The organism is Elusimicrobiota bacterium (genome assembly GCA_026388095.1).
Classification (GTDB): domain Bacteria; phylum Elusimicrobiota; class Elusimicrobia; order UBA1565; family UBA9628; genus UBA9628.
On record JAPLKL010000041.1, the window covers coordinates 83654 to 101832 of the forward strand.

The following is an 18179-nucleotide window of genomic DNA, read 5'->3' on the forward strand; positions in this document are numbered from 1 at the left end:
CACAAGAAAATTAAGCGCCGGGGACCATCCGGAATCCGGCTTTGGCGAAATCCTCGTCAAAAGCGAAGACCGCGTCCGCTTTGAGCTCCGCCATGAGGGCCATGGAAACGCAGTCCGTGAAGCTCAGCCTCTTGTCCTTGTATCTGCTCATGACCTGGAGCGCGGCGCGCTCCAGGTCCGCGTCCACATAAGAGATGGAGCAGAGGCGGCTCTTGAGGATGATGTCGGCGAAGGCCAGGGCCGCCTCGCAGCCGACGCAGTAGCGCAGCCTGGTGATGGTCTCGTCTACCACGTAGTTGCTGGTCAAAAGCCGGTCCGCCGAAGTCAGGGTCTCGTAGAAGCGTTTGGCCCGCGGGTGCAGGACGTCCGAGCGGTCTTCCAGGGCGATGAAGGCGCTGGTGTCTACGAAAATCTTCACGCGGCGTCGCCGTAGATGTCCCGGTCATGGCGCACGGCGCCGTCGGTCAGGCCGCTCTCGCATGCGCCGATCAGCCGTTGGAAGGGGTCCTTTTTGGGGTCCACGGTCTTTTCATCGCACCCGATGTGGTAGGCCAATTCAATGGCGTCGCGGACCAGCTGGGCCAGGCTCTTGCGCTCCTTGGCGGCCCTGATCTTTAGCGCCTCCAAAGTCTTCTCAGGAAGGCGGATGTTAGTGGCTGTGTATTTCACGATATCATGATACCATGATATCGCATGGATTTCAAGCCTTGCAATGAGCTCTTCAGAAGAAAGTCAAAGCCTGACACCCAACCAGGCCAGGGCTTCCGCGCGCGAGCGGATGCGGCCCGTCCATTGCGCGCGCGCGGCCTCATCGAGCATGGCGCGGAACTCCGGGCCCGGCTTCAAGCCTGCGGCCTGAAGGTCCGAACCTCCCAAGAACAATGGCTGCAAGGCGGTCTTGGGCAGGCGCGGCAAGACCAAAGCCACGAGACGTGCGGCCTCGGGAGAAAGCGCGACCCGGGGAGACGCCTTCTCCCGGCAAACGCGCAGCGCCTCCTTGATGCGCCGCGCCAAGGAATGCTCCACGGGCAGCCCGGCCAGGAACTCCTCGGCCTTGCCGCCCAAGGCAAAAGACAACGCGCCTAGCCGCTCCTCGACCGTATCTCCCTTGGCCTTCGCGGGCAGGTCGGGATAGACCAGATCGAGGTAACCCCACTCCCGCAAGCGCCGCAATGGCGCCTGAGGATTCTCCTCAGCCAGCACGCGCAGGAGCTCCTGCGCGATGCGGTGGCGGGAGAGCCGCCCCGCGATGCAGCCGTAGAGCGACTGGCGGACCATGATCCCGAAGCCGGGGGCGGGCTGAAGATTCAGGCGGCACAGGAAGCGCGCGGCGCGGAAGACCCGCGTGGGGTCGTCGCGGAAGCTGGCCTCATGCAGGACGCGCAGCACCCCGGCCTTGAGGTCGCGCAGTCCTCCGTAGGGGTCCACCAGAGCCCCCGCGCCGTCGGGCTCCACGCGCACGGCCATGGCGTTGATGGTGAAGTCCCGGCGGAACAGGTCGCGCTCCAAGGGCGCGGGCTTGACCTTGGGCAGGCAGGCCGGCTCCGGATACTCCTCCTGCCGCGAGGCCGCGAAATCGACGCGCAAGTCAGCCCCCTTGACCCGCAGGGTCCCGAAAGCGCCGAAGGCCTCCGCCTTGCCGCCCAACTGCCGGGCGCAGAGCTTGGCCAGGCCGCCGGGGTCCCCCTCGGTCACGAGGTCAAGGTCCTTGACGTCCTTGCGCCCCAGGATCCAGTCCCGGACGCAGCCGCCCACAGCGTAGAGGGGCAGGCCTTGGCGGCGGGCGCTCTGCGCGAGCGGGCGCAGGAGCTTCAGCGTTCGAGCCGGGATGCGCGGTCCGGTCATCAGCGTAGGGCCGGAGGCAGCGCGCCGTCGGCCGCGGTGCGCAAGACGCCGAGATAGGATTGGTAGGCGGTCAGGCGGTCGTTGGCCGCGAGCAGCGTCTCCAGGCCGGCGATCATGTTGGCGCGGGTGATCCCTGCGCCCTTCCTGGCGGGAGCGTAGGGCAAGGACGCGGGGATGCCCAATCTCCGGGCCAGGCCGGGCCGCACATGATAGAGGGAGAGGCCCAGTTCCCGCGCCACGAACTCCATCACCTCGACCTCCTCGCCGCGGTAGTCGTCCTCGCTGAGGAGCGCGCCCAAGGTCTCCGGCCCGAAGCAGATCTCCGGCTCCAGGTCCAACGGCAGCTTATCGCCCATAGCCTTCTTGAACTCCTTGAAATCCTCCGCCATCTTGAGCCGCCAGCGGCTCTCCTCGGCCTGGAAGGACGCCGGGAAGACGAAGAACAGGATGTCGGCCGCGGGTGCGAAGAAGATGTAGGGCGCGTCCGCGAAGAAGGCGGCGCCGCAGGCGGGGCAGATGAGCAGGTTCATCTCCTTGGCCGCCACGGCCTCGCGCAGCTCCGGGCTGCGGTCGCCGTTTATGAAGCTCCAGACCTCGGCCTCGAAGGGCTCGCAGCCCTGGGGACAGCGCGCCTCGATGACGCCCTTGATCGACATGGCGGCTACATTATAGCTCTTCGCGTCCGGCCCGATGACGCCTCTCAGGGCAGACCGGCCTTGATCTGGGCCGAGAGGCCGAGGACCTTGTCCACGTATTGCTGGGAGTGGTTGTAGCCGTAGATGGAGCGGGACACGTCGCCGGCGTAGCCGTGGCGGTTGAGGTAGTTGGCCACGGAGAGCACGGAGTCGGGGAAGCTGAAGGGGTCGCGGCCGCCGCCGTCGGCGTCGCGGGCGTAGGCCTCCCAGCTGGTGGGGAGGAACTGCGGCACGCCCATGGCGCCGGCCCAGGAGCCGCGGACCTGCGTCGGCTTCAAGTCCCCAAGATCCCCTTGGGCCGTCAGCCGCGTCAGGGCGGCCAGATCGCGCTGGGCTTGGAGGGCGCGGCTGGTGGGGCGCCCGTTGGAACCGAGCTGGCCGGACAGCGTGAGCAAGGTGTCGCGCAGGGGGTGGCCTCCCGTGTTGTGGCCGAAGCTGGTCTCCACGCCGAGGATGCCCAGGATATGCTGGGGCTGGACGCCGTATTCCTTCAGCGCGCGGTCGAAGACCGTGCGGTTCTTCTGATAGGCGTCCAGGGCCCCGCGGGGCGGCGGCGCGCGCGGCGCGGGCCGCGGTTCGTCTACGTGCTTGAGGATCTCGGCGCGGGTCGCCGGGTCGGGAGGATTGGCCACGACCTGCTGCGCGGCCGCGGCGTAGGCGGCGGGCGCGACGGCCGCAGCGGGCGGGATGTCGGCGCGCGCCAAGGCCAGGTCCGCGTCCTCGTCCTGCGCGCTGCGGCCGCTGGCCTCGAGCACCGCAGCCGCGGCCCGCTGGCGCTCCAGCGGCGTCACCGGCCGGCCGGAGGCCTGCAGCTGCGCCAGCGCACCGCGCACGCCCTCGTCCACCTTTCGGTCGGCGTCGATCTGCTGCAGGATCGCGGCGGCGAGATGCGGCTCGTCCTGCATGACCTGACCGGAGTCTCCGACGATCTTCAGGTCCCGCGCCGCGGCCAGCACGCCGGCGACCTTGGCAGACAAACGTTCGTCCTTGGAGAGCCCGGCTGTCTCCGCCTCCAAGGCCAGACGCTCGCGGCGGCTGTCCCCCTCACGCGGGGGCTCGCCGGCGTCCCGGGCCGGGGCGGCGGCGCCCCGCGGCACGACGGCGCCTCGTGGGGCGGCGGTTGGCGCACCCGGGGAAGCTTGGGCCGAGGGTCCCGCCGGGAGATAACGGGCGGAGGAGCCGGCGGTGAAGCCGGAGTCCAAGCCCGCGAGACGAAACGCCGGAGTTCGGAGGCCGGCCCGGAACGGCCGCCCTTCTCCAGGAGGCGGGGGCTCCAAGGCAGGCGCGTCGACGGCCTCGGGATATCCGACGCGCGGGTCTTCCCCTGAGGGCGGCACGCTCACGGCGGCGGCCGACGCGCCCGCGCTCCGCGGCTGCGGCCGGCCCTGCGCGACCAACACCGCGCCGATGCCGGGCGGTCCCAGCCTCCTGGGGCCGCGCTGGGAGTACCAGGCGAGAGCGCTCAAGCCTGCGGCGGCCGCGACCAAGAGCAGGGCCTTGGGGCCCGATCCGGACTCCATGCCAGTGAGTTTAAGCTGAAAGGCCCCCAGCGTCAAGGCCGTTCACTGCGAGATGCGCTTGAAATACTCCTTGATGACCTCGTCGTAGGAGGCGGGCCGCTTCTCGCGCAAGGAGCGTTCCAGCTCCTCGCGCAGCTCCTTGGGCGGCAGGTAGTCCTTGGCCTTGGGCAAGGGCACGAACTCGACGCGCGCGCCCATGCCCCCCCCGCCCGACATCGAGCGCACTCCGCCGGCCGGCTGGGAGAAACCCGCGTTGATGCCGATCTCGATCTGCTTCTGGGCCGCGGCCGAGCGCTGCAGGTCCTGGCCGCCCTGCTCCAGCAGCTGCAGGGCCTTCTCCTGATGGCTCAGCGCCGAGGCCGAATCGCCCCCGCCCAGGTCTTTCTCGGCTGAGCCTTGCTCGCCTTGAGCGGCTTCCAGCTTGGCCGCGGCCTCGGGCGGGGCCGCGCCGAGGTCCTCGACCAGGGATTCCAGCTCGTGCTGCAGCCCGGCGGTCTGGCTCCTCACTTCGGCCTGCCGCCGCGCCGCGGCCGCGGTCTCGTCGTCCGGCCCCGACGGCGGAGGGGAAGCCGGGGCTTCGTCGAGGCGGCGGCCGATCTCCTCCTGCGCGGAGGCGAAGCTCTGCATGGCCGCGCCGTGGCCGGCCCGGCCCGAGGGCAGCCGTGCCGAGGCGCGCAGCGAGAAGACGGCGGCAGCCACGAGGCTACCGGCCCGGCTGACGCGTCCGGAAGCGAACTCATCGCGCAGGGCCTTCATCATGGGCGGGACCTCGGCCGGAAAAGCCTCCCCGTAAGCCGCGGCCGACGAGAGGAGCACGGATTCATCGGCCGCGAGCTTGGCCAGCAGGTCCTTCTGCGCGGCCACGAAACGCTGCCGCCGGCGTTCTTCCAGGCTTTGGCTCTTCTCCGCCAGGCGGGTCTGGCCCTCGACCACTTCGGACCACCGGGCTTGCAGCCTCTCCAGGCGCGCCGAGCCCTGCCGCGGCGCAGCGCCCGCCGCCCCCGCGGCGGCCGCCGCCGTGACCGCGTTCTCGATGGCCGCGAGCTGCGCCGCCAGTTCCTTGGCGATGGCCGCGGCCGCGGCGTAGTCGCCCGCGCGCAGGGCCGCCTGCAATGCGTCGGCCGAAGTCTGGGCCGCCAGCAGGGGCATGCTATAGCTGCGCCGGGACTTGTCTTCGGCTCCGCCGGGCTGGGCCTGGGGCAGGGCCGCGATGGATTTCTGGAGCCGGTCCATGCGCTCCTGCAGGCTCTTGAGAGCCTCCTGGACCTGCCGCAAGGCCTCCGCCGAGGGCCGCCCCTTGCGGCTGCCGGACAGCGATTCCAGCTCCGCGGCGAGTTGCTCGCCGTCCTGGCTCATCCGGCCGGCCTGCATGTAGAAATCCTGCAGGTCCTGGAGCGGACGGCCGTTCTTGAGGAGCCTCTCCGCGCGCCGCGCCGCGGCCGCCAGCCGCGCGTGGCGGGCGCGCGCCGCGGCGGCGTCCGAGACCCGGTCCGCGGCCAAGGCCGCGGGCAGGTCCCGGCCCGCGCTGTCTTTAAGCCGGTCGGCCAATCCAGACACTTCCTCCCGCAGCCCGGGGTTGGCATAGGCGTCGCGGTCCATGGCCCGCGCCAGCTCCTCGGCCGCCGCCGCGGCGTCCTTCCAGGCCTCGGGCAGGCCGGAGAGCCTCTGGCGGGCCCCCTCGAATTCGCCGGCCGCATAAAGGTCGCGCAGCGTCTCCTCTCGGCTGGCCAGCGCGCCGAGGGCCGCCTCGGCTCTGCGCCAGCTCCGCTGGGCCGCCAGGTGCCCGGCCGCGAAGTCGACGATCTCCACCAGTCCGGGCTCGGAGAGCCCGGTCTGCGGCGGGACCGCATCGTCATAGGCCTTGATCTGGAAGGCGATCTTGGCCCCGACCGGCAGTCCGGAGAGCGGCCAGGGGTAGTCCCCGATGGACTCCTTGGGCGCTTCGCGGCCGAAACGCCGCAGGGCCAGCTCCTTGGGCGGCTGCCCCGGGACGCGCACCAGCAGAGCCACGCGGCTGAGGGCCGAGTCGTCGCGCGCGGCGTACGCGACCGGCAGAGAGTCCGACGGGTCCGCTTGGACCGGCTGGATGGGCGAGAGCAGCTGCGCGACGGGCGGCTCGTCCGGGACCACCCTGAGAGAATAGACGATCGGCGCCGGGTCCCGGCGGCCGTCCGCGGTCTCCAGATCGAACTGGAAGCTCCCGTCGTCCTGGGCCGTGAAGCCCGCCTCGCAGGCCGCGGCCGGCGGGCAGTTCATCGGCGCCGGGGCAGGGAGGAAGGCGGCGCGCAAGACCGCCTTGGCCAGAGGCTGATTGGGCCGGCCGGAGATCCGTACCCAGGTCCCCCGGCGCGCAGCCAGGGGCTCGGCCCCGCTCAAGGGCACGACCGCGGCCAGGCCCGCGAGCCGGGCCTGCAGCGACTCCAGCTGCGGGACGGACTCGGGCGAAAGCCGGTACACGCGGCTCTCCAGGCCCCGCCAGGTCAGCCGGTACTGCAGGGGCTCGGCCACGGAGGCCACGGTGAAGGAAGCTCCTTGCGGGAACTGGCGCTCCCAAGGGACCAGGCTCCAGGGGCCCACGGTCCTCAGCCAAAGCCTCGTCTCCGCGGCGCGGCGCGGCCCTCCGGCCGTCCCCAAGAGGCGCACTGAGACCTCTGCCGGCTGGCCGAGGCTCCAGACCGAATCTCCGGGCTGGACCGAAAGGAATGCCTCCAAGGCCACGTCGCGCCACGGCGCCAGGACGCGCGGCCAGGACGCCTTCGCCAGCCAGGGCCAAGTGAGCACGCCCAGCAGGGCGGCAGCGGCGACGCGGCGCAGGTGCGTAGACGGCCTCCATTGGAAAGCGGGCCGGTCGGGGAGGGCTGCGAGCAGCCTTTCCGTGGCCTCGACGTGGGCCCGGGTGAGTTGTGGAGAGGTATGGGCCGGAGGCGTTCGCCGCAGCTCCCAGGCCGGGATGAGGTGCTGCCGCAATCCCGGGAACTCCAACGCGGCTCCGTCGAGCACCGTCAGCCAGAGATTCAGGCGCCAAGGCCGCCAGAGCAGGACCCAGGCTCCGGCGAGCACGGCCGCGAGGCCCGCCAGCCAGACCACGGCGCGCGCGGCCTGGGGCAGGAGGATGATCTGGTCGAGCCAGAGCGCCGCGCTCAGGGCCGCCAGGCTCCAGGCCAGCAGCCTGCCGCCGCCTTCGCAGAGCAAGGCCCGGGCGCGTTGGCCGCGCCAGGCCCGGGCGCGCTCGAGCAGGAGGGACATGCGGGCATTATACAAGAATGGACTTGCCGCGTCGCAGACGCGGCAAGTCCGAGCGAGTCGCCATAGGCGACTCGCAACCGCCGCCCCCATAGGAGGGGGGCGGCGGTTCCGTCGGGGGTGGTTAGACTTGCCCTTAGCTGGGCACGATGTCCGATTCCGTGATCGCGTTGGCCGGGCGGGCCATGGACAACTGGGTCTCTATGGCGTCGAGCTCCCGGAACTGGCGCCGGCGGAAGTCCACGATGCGGCTATTGAAATCCGGAGCGTTCTGCTTCTCGGCCTCGAGCATGATGTCTTCGGCGCGGACGTTCTCCACGAGCCCGCCCTTGCCTGAGCAGCTCACCATGACGCGCTGCGAGATATCATTGAAGGCGTCCCACTCCTCGAAGATGGTCTCCAGGAGCACCTTCATCACGGCTCCCAGTCCGATGAGGCCGAAGGCCAAGGTGCTGATGAACCTCACGTAGAGTTCCATGATCGTCTCCACTTCTATTTTAGGCCGCGCCGGCCGCGATATGCAGGGCCCCTTGGGCCCCTACAATTGGACAAAGGTCCCAGGCGTTGATAGGCCTTTGGGCCCAGGAGCCCGCGAGCACAAAATCGAGGCCTGGTCGATGAACCCCAAGGACTTGGGCGAGAGGGTCTTGAGCGCGAGGTCTTCACGGAGCTGCATGAGGCTGCTGGCGCCCACGACCGCGGCGGCGATGCCGGGCCGGGAGAGCACCCAAGACAGGGCCGCGGCCGAAGGCGTCGTCGCCTCCTGCTTGGCCACGGTGATGAGCACCCGGACCACGCCGCCGTATCGTTTCTCGTCCAAGGGCGGGAAGGCCTTGGACGGATCCTGCCTGCGGCCCTTGGGACGTTGGCCCGGCTCAAGATACTTGCCGGTGAGGTAGCCGCCGGCCAAGGGGCTCCAAGCGATGACCGAGACTTTCTCGGCCCCGGCCACGGGCAGGACGTCGCCGTCGGCTGAGCGCGCCACGAGACTGTACTCCACTTGATCGCATTCGCAACGCGGCCAAGCCTTGGCCGCGGAAGCGGCCAGGGCTTGGCGCCACTGGGCGCCGGGGAAATTCGAGCAGCCCAGGACTTTGACCTTGCCGGCCTTGACCGCGGCGGCCAAGGCTCCCAAGGTCTCCTCCAACGGCACCCTGTTGTCCGGGGCATGGGGCATGTAGATGTCCAGATAGTCGGTCTTGAGGCGCTTGAGGCTGGCGTCGAGGGCGGCTCTGATGCGCCTCTTGGAAAGGCCTCCGGAGGCGGGGTTGTCCGGATCCATCTGCCAGCGGACCTTGGTCGCCAGGAGGACTCTCTGGCGCCTCTTGCCGAGGATGCGGCCGAGCATGGTCTCGGCCGCGCCGTAGCCGTAGATGTCCGCGGTGTCGATGAGGTTGACGCCGGAGTCGAGCGCGAAGTCGAGCAGGCTGCGCGCGGTCTTCTCATCTACGGGGGTGGAGCCCATCCAGTCCGAGCCCCAGCCCATGGTGCCCAAGGCCAGCACGCCGATTTCAAGACCCGAGCTGCCTAAAGCCCGCTTCTCCATGCCCAAATCTTATATCTTTTTGGACTCCGAATTAAGTATGGTGTCCCCGCATTCTTTTCTACAATATGGCCGGATGAAAAAGCAGGACTGGCTAGCCCTGGCCGCCGTCCTCCTCCTGGGCCTGGGCCTGCGCGCTCCCATCGCGGGCATCTTCCTGGAGCGCGACGAGGGCGAATACGCCTACATCGCCCAACGCTGGCTCAAAGGCGAAGTCCCCTACCGGGACAGCTTCGACCAGAAGCCCCCGGGCGTCTTCGCCGCCTACGCCGCCATCGAGCGCCTGTCCAGCGGGAGTCCGGCGGCCATCCACTGGGGCGCGCAGCTCTACACGCTCCTGACCCTCTGCCTGGTCTTCCTCATCGGCCGCCGCCTCTTCGGCCCGGAGGCCGGCTGCGCGGCCGGAGCCTTGGCCGCCTTCATGACCGTGGACCACAGTCTCCTGGGCAACGCGGCCCACTGCGAACTCTTCATGCTCCTGCCTCTGGCCGCCGCTTTCCTGGCCGCGCTGCTGGCCGCGGAGCGCGACTCCTGGCGCTGGGCCCTGGTCAGCGGAGCCTGCGCGGGCGCAAGCCTGCTCTTCAAGCAGGTCGCCGCGACCGATGCCGCTTTCTACCTGGTCTTCCTGCTCTGCGCCCCCCGCATCAGCCGCAAGGTCCTCACGGCCGCGGCCTTCGCCGCGGGAGCGGTCGCGGTCTGGATCCCGGTGGCGCTCTACTTCGCGGCGACGGGCGCCTGGGCCCCGTTCTACGACTGCGTGCTGGGCTACAACCTCTCCTACGCCGGAGGCATCCCGCTCTCCGATTACGTAAGGAACTTCTGGACCACCTTCTCGCGGACTCTCCCCGGCCTCCTGCCGATCTACCTCCTGGCCCTGGCCGGCGCCATCTGGCAGGCCGGGCCCGCGGCGCCCTGGGTCATCGGCTGGCTGGCCTGCTCTTTGCTGGGCGTCTGCGCCGGCGGCTTCTTCCGGGCGCACTACTACCAGCAGGCCGTCCCGGCCCTGGCCGTCCTGGCCGGCTCCGCGCTCTCGGGCTTGTCCCAGCGCTGGCGCCTGCCGCGTCCGGCGCCCTACGCGGCCGCGGCCGCGGTGCTCCTCTTCGGCGTGCTCAGCGCCGCATGGTACTATGGGCCGGGCTCGGCCGTGGTGAAATGCCGACGGCTCTACCAGGACAACCCCTTCCCCGAAGCCACGGGCGTGGCGCACGTCATCGACGAGCGCACCACGGAACAGGACCGCATCTTCGTCTTCGGCTCCGAGCCGGAGATTCTCTACTATGCCAGCCGAAAGAGCGCCACGCGCTATATCTTCCTTTATCCCCTCTTCCTGGCTTCCCCGGACGCGGCCGCGCGCCAGCAGGAGGTGCTCGCCGAGGTGCGCAGCGTCAAGCCCAAGACCATCGTCACGGTCTTCGTGCGCAAATCCTTCCTGCCGTCCAGCGCCTCTCCGCTGGAGATATTCGGGGAGGTCAAGAGCCTTCTGAAGGACTATCACATCCAGGCCGTGGTGCTGTCCAATCCCAAGAACCCGACCGAACTGTTCGTGGACCAGGCGGCGCGGAAGCTTTGGCAGAAGTACCCCATGTGGTACGACCGGCCGTTCTGGGGGACCTTGGCGGTCTGGGAACGCGACTGATGAGGAAGCCCGACCGCTGGGCGTTGGCCGTGGCCGCGGCCGTGTTCATCGCGTTCGTGTGCGTGCTCAGGCACCAGTTCGTGAGCTGGGACGACGACGGCTTCCTCTACCTCAACTTCCACTTCAGAGGCCTAGGCTGGACCCAGTTGCGCTGGATGTTCACGACCTTCCTAAAAGGTCCCTATCAGCCCATCGTTTGGATGAGCTACGCGCTGGACTATCTCCTCTGGGGAATGGACCCCGCCGGGTTCCATCTGACCAACCTGCTCTGGCACTGCGCCAACGCCGCCTTGCTCTTCGTGTTCTCCCGCAGGCTTTTCCAGGCCGCGGCGCCGGGGACCGCGGAGGCGCCCCGCTGCTGGGCCGCGGCCGGCGCGGCTCTGATCTTCGCCCTGCATCCCCTGCGCGTGGAGCCCGTGGCCTGGGCTGCGGCGCGGCGCGACCTCATGTGCGGTTTCTTCTTCCTCTGCGCATTGCTCTGCCACCTCAAGGGGCGCGAGGAGCCGGCCCGAGAGAGGTTCTGGCGCGGCGCCACCGTGGCCTGCTACTGCCTCTGCCTCCTGTCCAAAGCCATGGGCATCGGCCTGCCCTTGGTCCTGGCCGTCCTGGATTCGACGATTCTTAGGCGGCGCGTGCGCTGGTCGGACCTGCTCCCTTACGCGGTCCCGGCCGCGCTGGCCGCTGCCCTGGCCTGGTACGGCCAGGCTGTGACCGGCGCGCTGGCCGCGGGCGCGGGCTTCGGGTGGCAACGGCGTCTCGCCCAGGCCTGCTACGGGCACGCCTTCTACTTGGTCCGGACCCTCTGGCCTTCGGGGCTGGCGCCCATGTACGGAACGGCCCTGAACATCGACCCGCTCGCCCCGAGGTTCTTGGCGAGCGCGGCTCTGGACTTGGCTGTGGCCGGCTCGGCCTTCGCCCTGCGCCGGCGCTGGCCGGCCCTGTGGGCGGCCTGGCTCTGCTACCTCTTGCTCCTGGCCCCGGTGCTGGGCGCGGTCAAGTTCGGCCTGCAGCTCGTGGCCGACCGCTACTCCTACCTGCCCTGCCTGTCTGTGAGCCTCCTGGCCGCGGCCGGGCTCCTGGAACTGGCTCGCCGCAGACCGGGCCAAGGGCGTCCGCTGATCCTCTGCGGCACGGCCTTGGTCTCTTTGCTCTGGGGCCTGTGCGCCCAGCAGCTCTACTATTGGCGGGACTCGGAGACCCTCTACTTCCGCATACTCGACGTCGACCCCGGCCAAGCCATGGCCCGCAACAACCTGGGCTTGGTCTACGCAGGCCAGGGCCGCGGAGCGGATGCCGTGGAGCAGTTCCACTTGGCGCTCAAGCTGAGGCCGCGCTTCGCCGCCGCGCACAACAACCTGGGCTCCGCCATGCTCAAGCTGGGGCGCCTGCAGGAGGCCGAGGCCGAGTTCCGCGCGGCCATGGCCAGCGACCCGGGCCTGGCGGAGAGCTACAACAACATCGGCCTGCTCCTGGCTCATCGCAAGCGCTACGACGAGGCCCTGGCCATGTTCGACACCGCGCTGAGCCTCAACCCGGATTCCGGCCTGACCGCGCAGAACCGCGCGCTCTGCCTGCGCCAGAAGCAGGCCATGGCCCGCTGAGCTTCCCATGTCCGGTTTTCGCCTTCATTCCCCTTTCAAGCCCGCCGGAGACCAGCCCGCGGCCATCGCGGAACTGACGCGCCGTCTGCGCGAAGGCGCCCAGCACCAAGTGCTCCTAGGGGTGACCGGCTCAGGCAAGACCTTCACCGCCGCGCATGTGCTCGCCCAGCTGCAGCGCCCGGCCTTGGTGATCTCGCCCAACAAGGTCCTGGCCGCCCAGCTCTACGCGGAGTTCAAGGCGCTCTTCCCGGACAACGCGGTCGAGTTCTTCATCTCCTACTACGACTACTACCAGCCCGAGGCCTACGTCCCCTCCACGGACACTTACATCGAGAAGGACTCCGCCATCAACGACCGCATCGACCGCCTGCGCCTCAAATGCACCAGCTCGCTGCTCTCGCGCCGCGACGTGATCGTGGTGGCCTCAGTCTCCTGCATCTATAACATCGGCGCTCCCGAGAACTACCGCAACGCCTCCATCCCCCTGCAGGTCGGCTATCAGACCACGCGCGGCAAGCTAGCCGAGGACCTGGTCAAGATCCATTACGAGCGCAACGAGACCGAGTTCGTCCGCGGGCGATTCCGCATGAAGGGCGCCGTGGTGGATATCTTCCCAGCCTACATGGAGACGGCCCTGCGCGTGGAGCTGGGAGACCAGGGCGTAGCCGCCCTCACCGAGTTCGACCCGCTGACCGGAGACAAGCTGAAGTCCTTGCAGAGGGAGTGGGTCTACCCGGCCAAGCACTTCATCACGCCCGGCGAGCAGCTGGAGACGGCGCTGGCCTCCATAGAGGCCGAGCTCAAGGACCGGCTGGCGGTCTTCAAGGGCCAGGGCAAGCTGCTGGAGGCCCAGCGCCTGGAGCAGCGCACGCGCTACGACATGGAGATGCTCCAGCAGATGGGCTTCTGCCACGGCATCGAGAACTACTCCCGGCATCTCTCGGGCCGGCCGGCCGGGGAGCGGCCCTTCTGCCTGCTCGATTTCTTCCCCACGGACCACCTGTTCATCGTAGACGAGTCGCACGTGTCCATCCCGCAGATCAACGGGATGTACGAGGGGGACCGCTCGCGCAAGCAGACCTTGGTGGACTTCGGCTTCCGCCTGCCCTCGGCCTTGGACAACCGGCCTCTGAAGTTCTCGGAGTTCGAGGCCCTGGCCGGACAGCGGGTCTACGTCTCGGCCACGCCCGGGCCTTACGAGCTCAAGAAGACCAAGGGCGAAGTGGTGGAGCAGGTCATCCGTCCCACGGGCCTGGTGGACCCGGAAGTCATCGTGGTCCCGAGCGAGGGCCAGATCGACGACCTCATCGCGCGCATCAAAGGCCGGGTGGAGCGCAAGGAGCGGACCTTGGTCACGACGCTGACCAAGCGCACGGCCGAGGACCTGGCGCGTTTCCTCAGCGAGAAGGGCCTGCGCGTGCGCTACCTGCACAGCGACATCGACTCCCTGGAGCGCATCGAGATCCTGCGCGACCTGCGCGCGGGGAAGTTCGACGTGCTGGTGGGCATCAACCTGCTGCGCGAGGGCCTGGACCTGCCGGAAGTGTCTTTGGTGGCGATCCTGGGAGCGGACCACGAGGGCTTCCTGCGCTCGGAGACGACTTTGATCCAGATCTCGGGCCGGGCCGCGCGCAACGTGGGCAGTTCGGTGATCCTCTACGCGGACCAGCGCACCGGCTCCATGAAGCGGGCCATCGCGGAGATGGACCGGCGGCGCGCCCGGCAGCTGGAGCACAACGCCAAGCACCACATCACCCCGCGCACCATCGTCAAAGCGGTCTCGGACCTCGAGGAGTTCCAGACCACGGCCAAGCGGCAAGGGCTGGATCTGCTGCGCCGCACCGAGCGGCCGCTGTCGGCCAAGGAGATCCCGGACCTGGCGGCCGAGATCGAGTCGCGCATGCGCGAGGCGGCGGAGAACCTGGACTTCGAGTTGGCGACCATCCTGCGCGACGAGTGGCTGGAGCTGAGGGAGATGGCGGCCATGGGTCCCAAGCCGGCCATCAAAGGCGCCGTGCAGAAGCGGCGCTTCCGCTAGTCAGGAGTGGCGCGCTCGCTATCGCCGAAGAGGCTGCGCCGCCGCAGTGGTGAACGGCCGGTCCTTGGTGAGCGGCAGGCGCCCGGTCAGGGCCGCGGCCGCGGTCAGCAGCGTGGGCAGGCAGGTGATGACGGCCAGCGCTTGCACATGCTCCTCGTCCATGGGCAGCCCGCAGAAGATCACGATGATGCTGACCAGGGCGTATGCGAAGAGGGCGTAACAGACGGCGGCAACGCCCTTGCGGATGAGGTTGGCGGTCTGGATCTGGGAGCCGATGAGGGAATGGTAGGCGAAGGCGGCGCGCGTCGCCTGGACGGCGCAGACCGCCACCAACAAAGAGGGCGTCAGAGCGGCCATGTTCCGCATGCCGGCTTCGGGCGAGGTCATCATGACGATGAAGAAGGAGCCTGATGCTTCCCAGAACAGGGCTATGGCTGCGGCGCGGCTGCGGTAGCGTCCCAGGCCGTAGCCGAGGAAGATGTGGGCCATCCCGCTGAAGAGCCCTGGGAATCCAAGGCAGCCAAGGATGAATTCCAGGGCGCCGATGAAGTAGCAGATGCCGGATGTGAGAGTCAGGATGGTTGCGGCCTGCTCGACTGAGCGGGGCGATGAGAAGTAGTCCTCCCAGGAACTTTCCTTCATGCAGGGATTATAGAGAGGTATCCACGATATTGCAATGGCCGGCGGGGTATGGGTACAATACCGCGGCTGTCAGGCAGCTGCCAGGAGGGTCCAATAATGAAGAACTTCATCTGCGCCTCGGTCGCGCTGCTGTTGCAGGTTCCGGCCTCGGCGGCCGGCGCTGCCGGCTCGGCCAAGGCGGCGCGTCCGGCGTCGGATGCCGCCATTCTGCAGGAGGCTCGCAAGAATGTGGTGGCGGCCTTCGCCCGCATCGACTCCGCGCTCTCGCAGGCGGTGCCCAAGGTCTCCTCCGATCCCGCCGGGACGCTGGAAGGACTCTGCAAGACCCTCTCCGTCGCCAGCTGCGCGGTCATAGACAAGCAGGGGAAGATCACCGCGATGGCCCCGAAGGAGAACGAGCGCTTCGTGGGGATGGACATCTCGAAACAGGACCATGCGGCCAAGCTGCTCAAACACCACCAGCCGGTCATGGGGGACGTCTTCACCGCGCTTGAGGGTTATTCGGGCGTGGGCATCTACCACCCCCTCTTCTCGGACAAAGGGCAGTTCTCCGGCGGCGTCGGAGTGCTGGTCAAGCCGGAAGAGCTGCTGGCAGGCGCGCTGACCCCGCTGGAGGGGAAGGACGGGCCGCAGTTCTCGGTGATCGATACCTACGGGAGGCTGCTCTATGACTCCGACAAGTCGCAAGTCGGCAAGATGCTTTTCAGCGATCCCCTCTACAGCCCGCATGAGGATCTGCTGGCGTTGGGCAGGCGCATCGTCGCCCGCACCAAGGGCAAAGGCGAGTACAAGTTCTTCAGAAATGGCAGCAAGGAACTGGTGACCAAGTCAGCGCTCTGGGACACCGCAGGTCTTCATGGAGCGCGCTGGCGGCTGGTGCTGGTGCAGCCGAAATAGCCTGTAAGCCGATCCACGGCCAAGCGTCCGGTCGTTTTGCTACCATCTCGGGCGTCACGCAGGAGGACCATGTCCGATAACACCTTCATGCAGGTCACGCCCGAAGGGGCCCTGCGCCGCTGCTCCGGAGCCGCGGAGGCCCTGGCCGCACCGGGCGGCGGCTACGTCTGGCTCGACTACATCGACCCGTCGCGCGCCGACCTGGAGGCGCTGGTCTCCCCTCTGGGCATCCATCCCCTCTCGGTCGAGGACTGCCTGGACGAGCAGCAGATCCCCAAGATCGAGGACTTCCCCGGCAGCTCATTCCTGCTCCTCAACACCTTCACTTTGGAGGAACGGCAGGCCCGCATCGACGAGGTGGATTTTATCATCGGGCCCCGCTTTTTGGTCAGCGTGAGCGGGCACACGGGCCACAGCCCGCGCTTCACGGAGGCCCTGGAGAGATCGCTGCGCCTGGACTCGGGCAGCATCCGCCAGGGACCGGACTTCCTCCTACACGTGCTGCTCGACTTCGTGGTGGACGGCAAGGCCAAGGCCATCGACGCCGTGCAGTCCGAGATCGAGTCAGCGGAGGAGACGATCCTCAAGAACCTCTCCGGGTTCAGCCTCGCCGGACTGGCGCGCCAGCGCCGACAGCTCCTGGCCCTGCGCAAGAGCCTGTTCCACGAGCGGGAGGTCCTGGTCAAGATCTGCCGGCGCGACTCCCCGTTCATCAGCGAGAAGTCCATCTACCACTTCCGGGACGTCTACGACCACCTGACCAAGTTCTACGAAGAGGTGGAGGTCGGCCGGGAAATGATCATGAGCCTGATGGAGACCTATCTCTCCATGGTCAACAACCGCATGTCCGCGGTCGCCAACCGGACCAACGCCACGGTGCGCCGCCTCACCTTGATCACCACCATCTTCATGCCGCTGAGCCTTCTGGCGGGGATCGGGGGCATGTCGGAATGGAGCATGATGACCGGGCCCGAGAACTGGCGGCGCTCCTACCCTTTGCTGCTGGCCTTCATGGCGGCCGCGGGCGTGGCCACCTACTTCGTCCTGCTCTGGATGGAAGCCAAGAACCGCCGCTCCGACAAGCCCTGAGCCGATCCCGCTAGCGGGGGTCGGGCAGCTCGCGGACCTGGCAATTGGGAGCGCTCAGCTTGGCCGGGTCGGTGTCCCTGGCGAAGTCGAGCATGTGCTGGTTGAGCGTCTGGATGGAGTCGACGCCGTAGTCGGCCGGGTCAAGGCCCTTGAACATGACGCAGTAGCTGGTCTGGGGGCCGACCTCCATGGGGATCAAGGGGTTGGCCGGATCGTAATCGGGGATGTAGCGCGCCGATCCGGGGTCGACCAGGACCCAGCGGCCCTCGATCTTGGCCTCCACGAAGACGTGCCCCTCAAAACCTTTGACCTGCTGGCCCTTGCGCTGTGCCTCGGCCGCGGCCGCCATCCACTGCACGCCCGCGGTGTCGACCATGTTCGCCTGGTAGCCTGCCGAACGCAGGAGCGCCGCCAGCATCAGACCCCAGTCGTGGCAGCCCGTGAGCACGCGCGATTCGAGCAGTTCCTGGACCGTGCTCTTGCCCACGGTGGCTCCCCCGGCCGGCCGGGTCTGGAATGCCTGCCCGAGCCACCGGCAGAGCCGCGCCACGTCCTTGAGGCCGTCCTTTCCGGTCACGCCGGCTTCCGCCGCCGGCTGCCGGCCGACTTCGGATTGTCTGCCCTGAGGTTGGGTGGCAGTCTGCGTCCGGGATGTCGCCTGAGCCGCCGCCTGCTTGCCGAAGGACTTGGCGCCGTTGACGATCTGCGCGGCATCCTGGGAGCGCTGCCATTCGGAATCGTTGGGGGCGTCGCGCAACGCCTGTTGTTCGGCCGGCGATAGGCGCGGGCCGTTCTGACGCCGGCTCAGGACTTGCGCGCCCGCGGCGACGAGGACGGCGACAACGAGGACACCAGTGAGCTTCTTCAAGGGGCAACCTTCGCGCAACGGCTGGAAGGCCGGTACTAAGGAGTATAGCCCCGGCTCGCAGTCCTGTCAACGACCGGATGCGTCATTTCTTCTTCGCCAGGACCTTGATCTCGGCCGTGAAGGTCTCGGCCGGCTTCTGTTTCTCCCAGGGTCGCCGGTACACCAAGACCGCCTTGGTCTTCCCGGCCTTGACCCCTTTGATGCCCAAAACGCAGGTCCCCCCGACGCCCACCATCCCAGGCGCGGCCGGACTCTGCTGAAACTCCATCGGCCCGGTCGGGGCCGCGACCTTGCGGTTGATGCTCTTAAGCTCCCAATTGTAGCCCGTGGTCGGATTGCAGGCCAGCCGGATCGAGTAGACCTCCCCCACCATGAGCTCAGCTTTGTCCGGACGAGAGACCCCTCCCACCTTGCTCACCGCCTGTTCGGTCTGCCCGGCTTTGGGTCGGTCGCCGGCCCAGGCCGTCGCGGCCAGAGCCGTGGCCAACGCCACGAAGATCGCGCGCATCATGTTCGCCTCCTGATATTACGCCGCCGACACCCCAAGGGCCCAGCCCCCTTT

Annotated in this window: 16 protein-coding genes; 5 read left to right on the top strand and 11 right to left on the bottom strand. The window is 68.4% G+C overall.

The window, feature by feature from the left end; all coding sequences use genetic code 11:
* Positions 1–10 precede the first annotated feature (10 nt).
* From NTY77_09660 to NTY77_09695, 8 genes are all read right to left on the bottom strand, one after another.
* Positions 11–418 (bottom strand): PIN domain-containing protein, encoded by a 408-nt coding sequence (locus tag NTY77_09660; GenBank protein MCX5795747.1) that lies wholly within the window; start codon positions 416–418, stop codon positions 11–13.
* Complete coding sequence (locus NTY77_09665; protein MCX5795748.1) at positions 415–669, bottom strand: ribbon-helix-helix protein, CopG family; 255 nt, start codon at positions 667–669, stop codon at positions 415–417. The genes NTY77_09660 and NTY77_09665 overlap by 4 nt, the downstream gene beginning before the upstream one ends.
* A 63-nt stretch (positions 670–732) precedes the next feature.
* A complete protein-coding gene (locus tag NTY77_09670; protein ID MCX5795749.1) occupies positions 733–1845 on the bottom strand; it encodes a hypothetical protein in 1113 nt (370 codons plus the stop codon).
* A complete protein-coding gene (locus NTY77_09675; GenBank protein ID MCX5795750.1) occupies positions 1845–2501 on the bottom strand; it encodes a CpXC domain-containing protein in 657 nt (218 codons plus the stop codon). Before NTY77_09675 ends, NTY77_09670 begins: the two co-directional genes overlap by 1 nt.
* 44 nt (positions 2502–2545) lie before the next feature.
* Positions 2546–4060, bottom strand: coding sequence for a lytic murein transglycosylase (locus NTY77_09680; GenBank protein MCX5795751.1), 1515 nt, complete (start codon positions 4058–4060; stop codon positions 2546–2548).
* 42 nt (positions 4061–4102) lie between these two features.
* Entirely contained in the window at positions 4103–7306 is a 3204-nt protein-coding gene (locus tag NTY77_09685; protein ID MCX5795752.1) for a hypothetical protein, read from the bottom strand.
* A 133-nt stretch (positions 7307–7439) separates the two neighbouring features.
* Positions 7440–7781, bottom strand: a complete 342-nt coding sequence (locus tag NTY77_09690) for a hypothetical protein (GenBank protein MCX5795753.1) — start codon at positions 7779–7781, stop codon at positions 7440–7442.
* Between the two features lie 60 nt (positions 7782–7841).
* Entirely contained in the window at positions 7842–8849 is a 1008-nt protein-coding gene (locus NTY77_09695; GenBank protein MCX5795754.1) for an aldo/keto reductase, read from the bottom strand.
* 73 nt (positions 8850–8922) lie between these two features.
* Between NTY77_09695 and NTY77_09700 the strand changes: the two genes are divergently transcribed.
* The 3 genes from NTY77_09700 to uvrB are packed head-to-tail and all read left to right on the top strand — an operon-like array spanning position 8923 to position 14121.
* Positions 8923–10482, top strand: coding sequence for a glycosyltransferase family 39 protein (locus NTY77_09700; protein MCX5795755.1), 1560 nt, complete (start codon positions 8923–8925; stop codon positions 10480–10482).
* Positions 10482–12083: a tetratricopeptide repeat protein gene (locus tag NTY77_09705; protein ID MCX5795756.1), complete on the top strand. Its 1602-nt coding sequence runs from the start codon at positions 10482–10484 to the stop codon at positions 12081–12083. The genes NTY77_09700 and NTY77_09705 overlap by 1 nt, the downstream gene beginning before the upstream one ends.
* A gap of 7 nt (positions 12084–12090) precedes the next feature.
* The gene (uvrB, locus tag NTY77_09710; protein ID MCX5795757.1) at positions 12091–14121 is read left to right on the top strand and encodes an excinuclease ABC subunit UvrB; all 2031 of its coding nucleotides are present in this window, start codon (positions 12091–12093) and stop codon (positions 14119–14121) included.
* Positions 14122–14139: 18 nt separating this feature from the next.
* On the opposite strand, the gene NTY77_09715 is transcribed toward uvrB, so the two are convergent.
* The gene (locus NTY77_09715) at positions 14140–14763 is read right to left on the bottom strand and encodes a hypothetical protein (GenBank protein MCX5795758.1); all 624 of its coding nucleotides are present in this window, start codon (positions 14761–14763) and stop codon (positions 14140–14142) included.
* 96 nt (positions 14764–14859) lie between these two features.
* Here NTY77_09715 and NTY77_09720 point away from each other — a divergent pair, with 96 nt between their 5' ends.
* Together NTY77_09720 and NTY77_09725 are read left to right on the top strand one after the other, a co-directional pair.
* Entirely contained in the window at positions 14860–15660 is an 801-nt protein-coding gene (locus tag NTY77_09720) for a hypothetical protein (GenBank protein MCX5795759.1), read from the top strand.
* Positions 15661–15729: 69 nt separating this feature from the next.
* Entirely contained in the window at positions 15730–16749 is a 1020-nt protein-coding gene (locus tag NTY77_09725; protein ID MCX5795760.1) for a magnesium transporter CorA family protein, read from the top strand.
* Between the two features lie 10 nt (positions 16750–16759).
* Here the strand turns inward: NTY77_09725 and NTY77_09730 are convergent, their stop codons facing one another.
* Positions 16760–17617, bottom strand: a complete 858-nt coding sequence (locus NTY77_09730) for a transglutaminase domain-containing protein (GenBank protein MCX5795761.1) — start codon at positions 17615–17617, stop codon at positions 16760–16762.
* 82 nt (positions 17618–17699) lie between these two features.
* Positions 17700–18128, bottom strand: a complete 429-nt coding sequence (locus NTY77_09735) for a protease inhibitor I42 family protein (GenBank protein MCX5795762.1) — start codon at positions 18126–18128, stop codon at positions 17700–17702.
* Between the last annotated feature and the right edge of the window lie 51 nt (positions 18129–18179).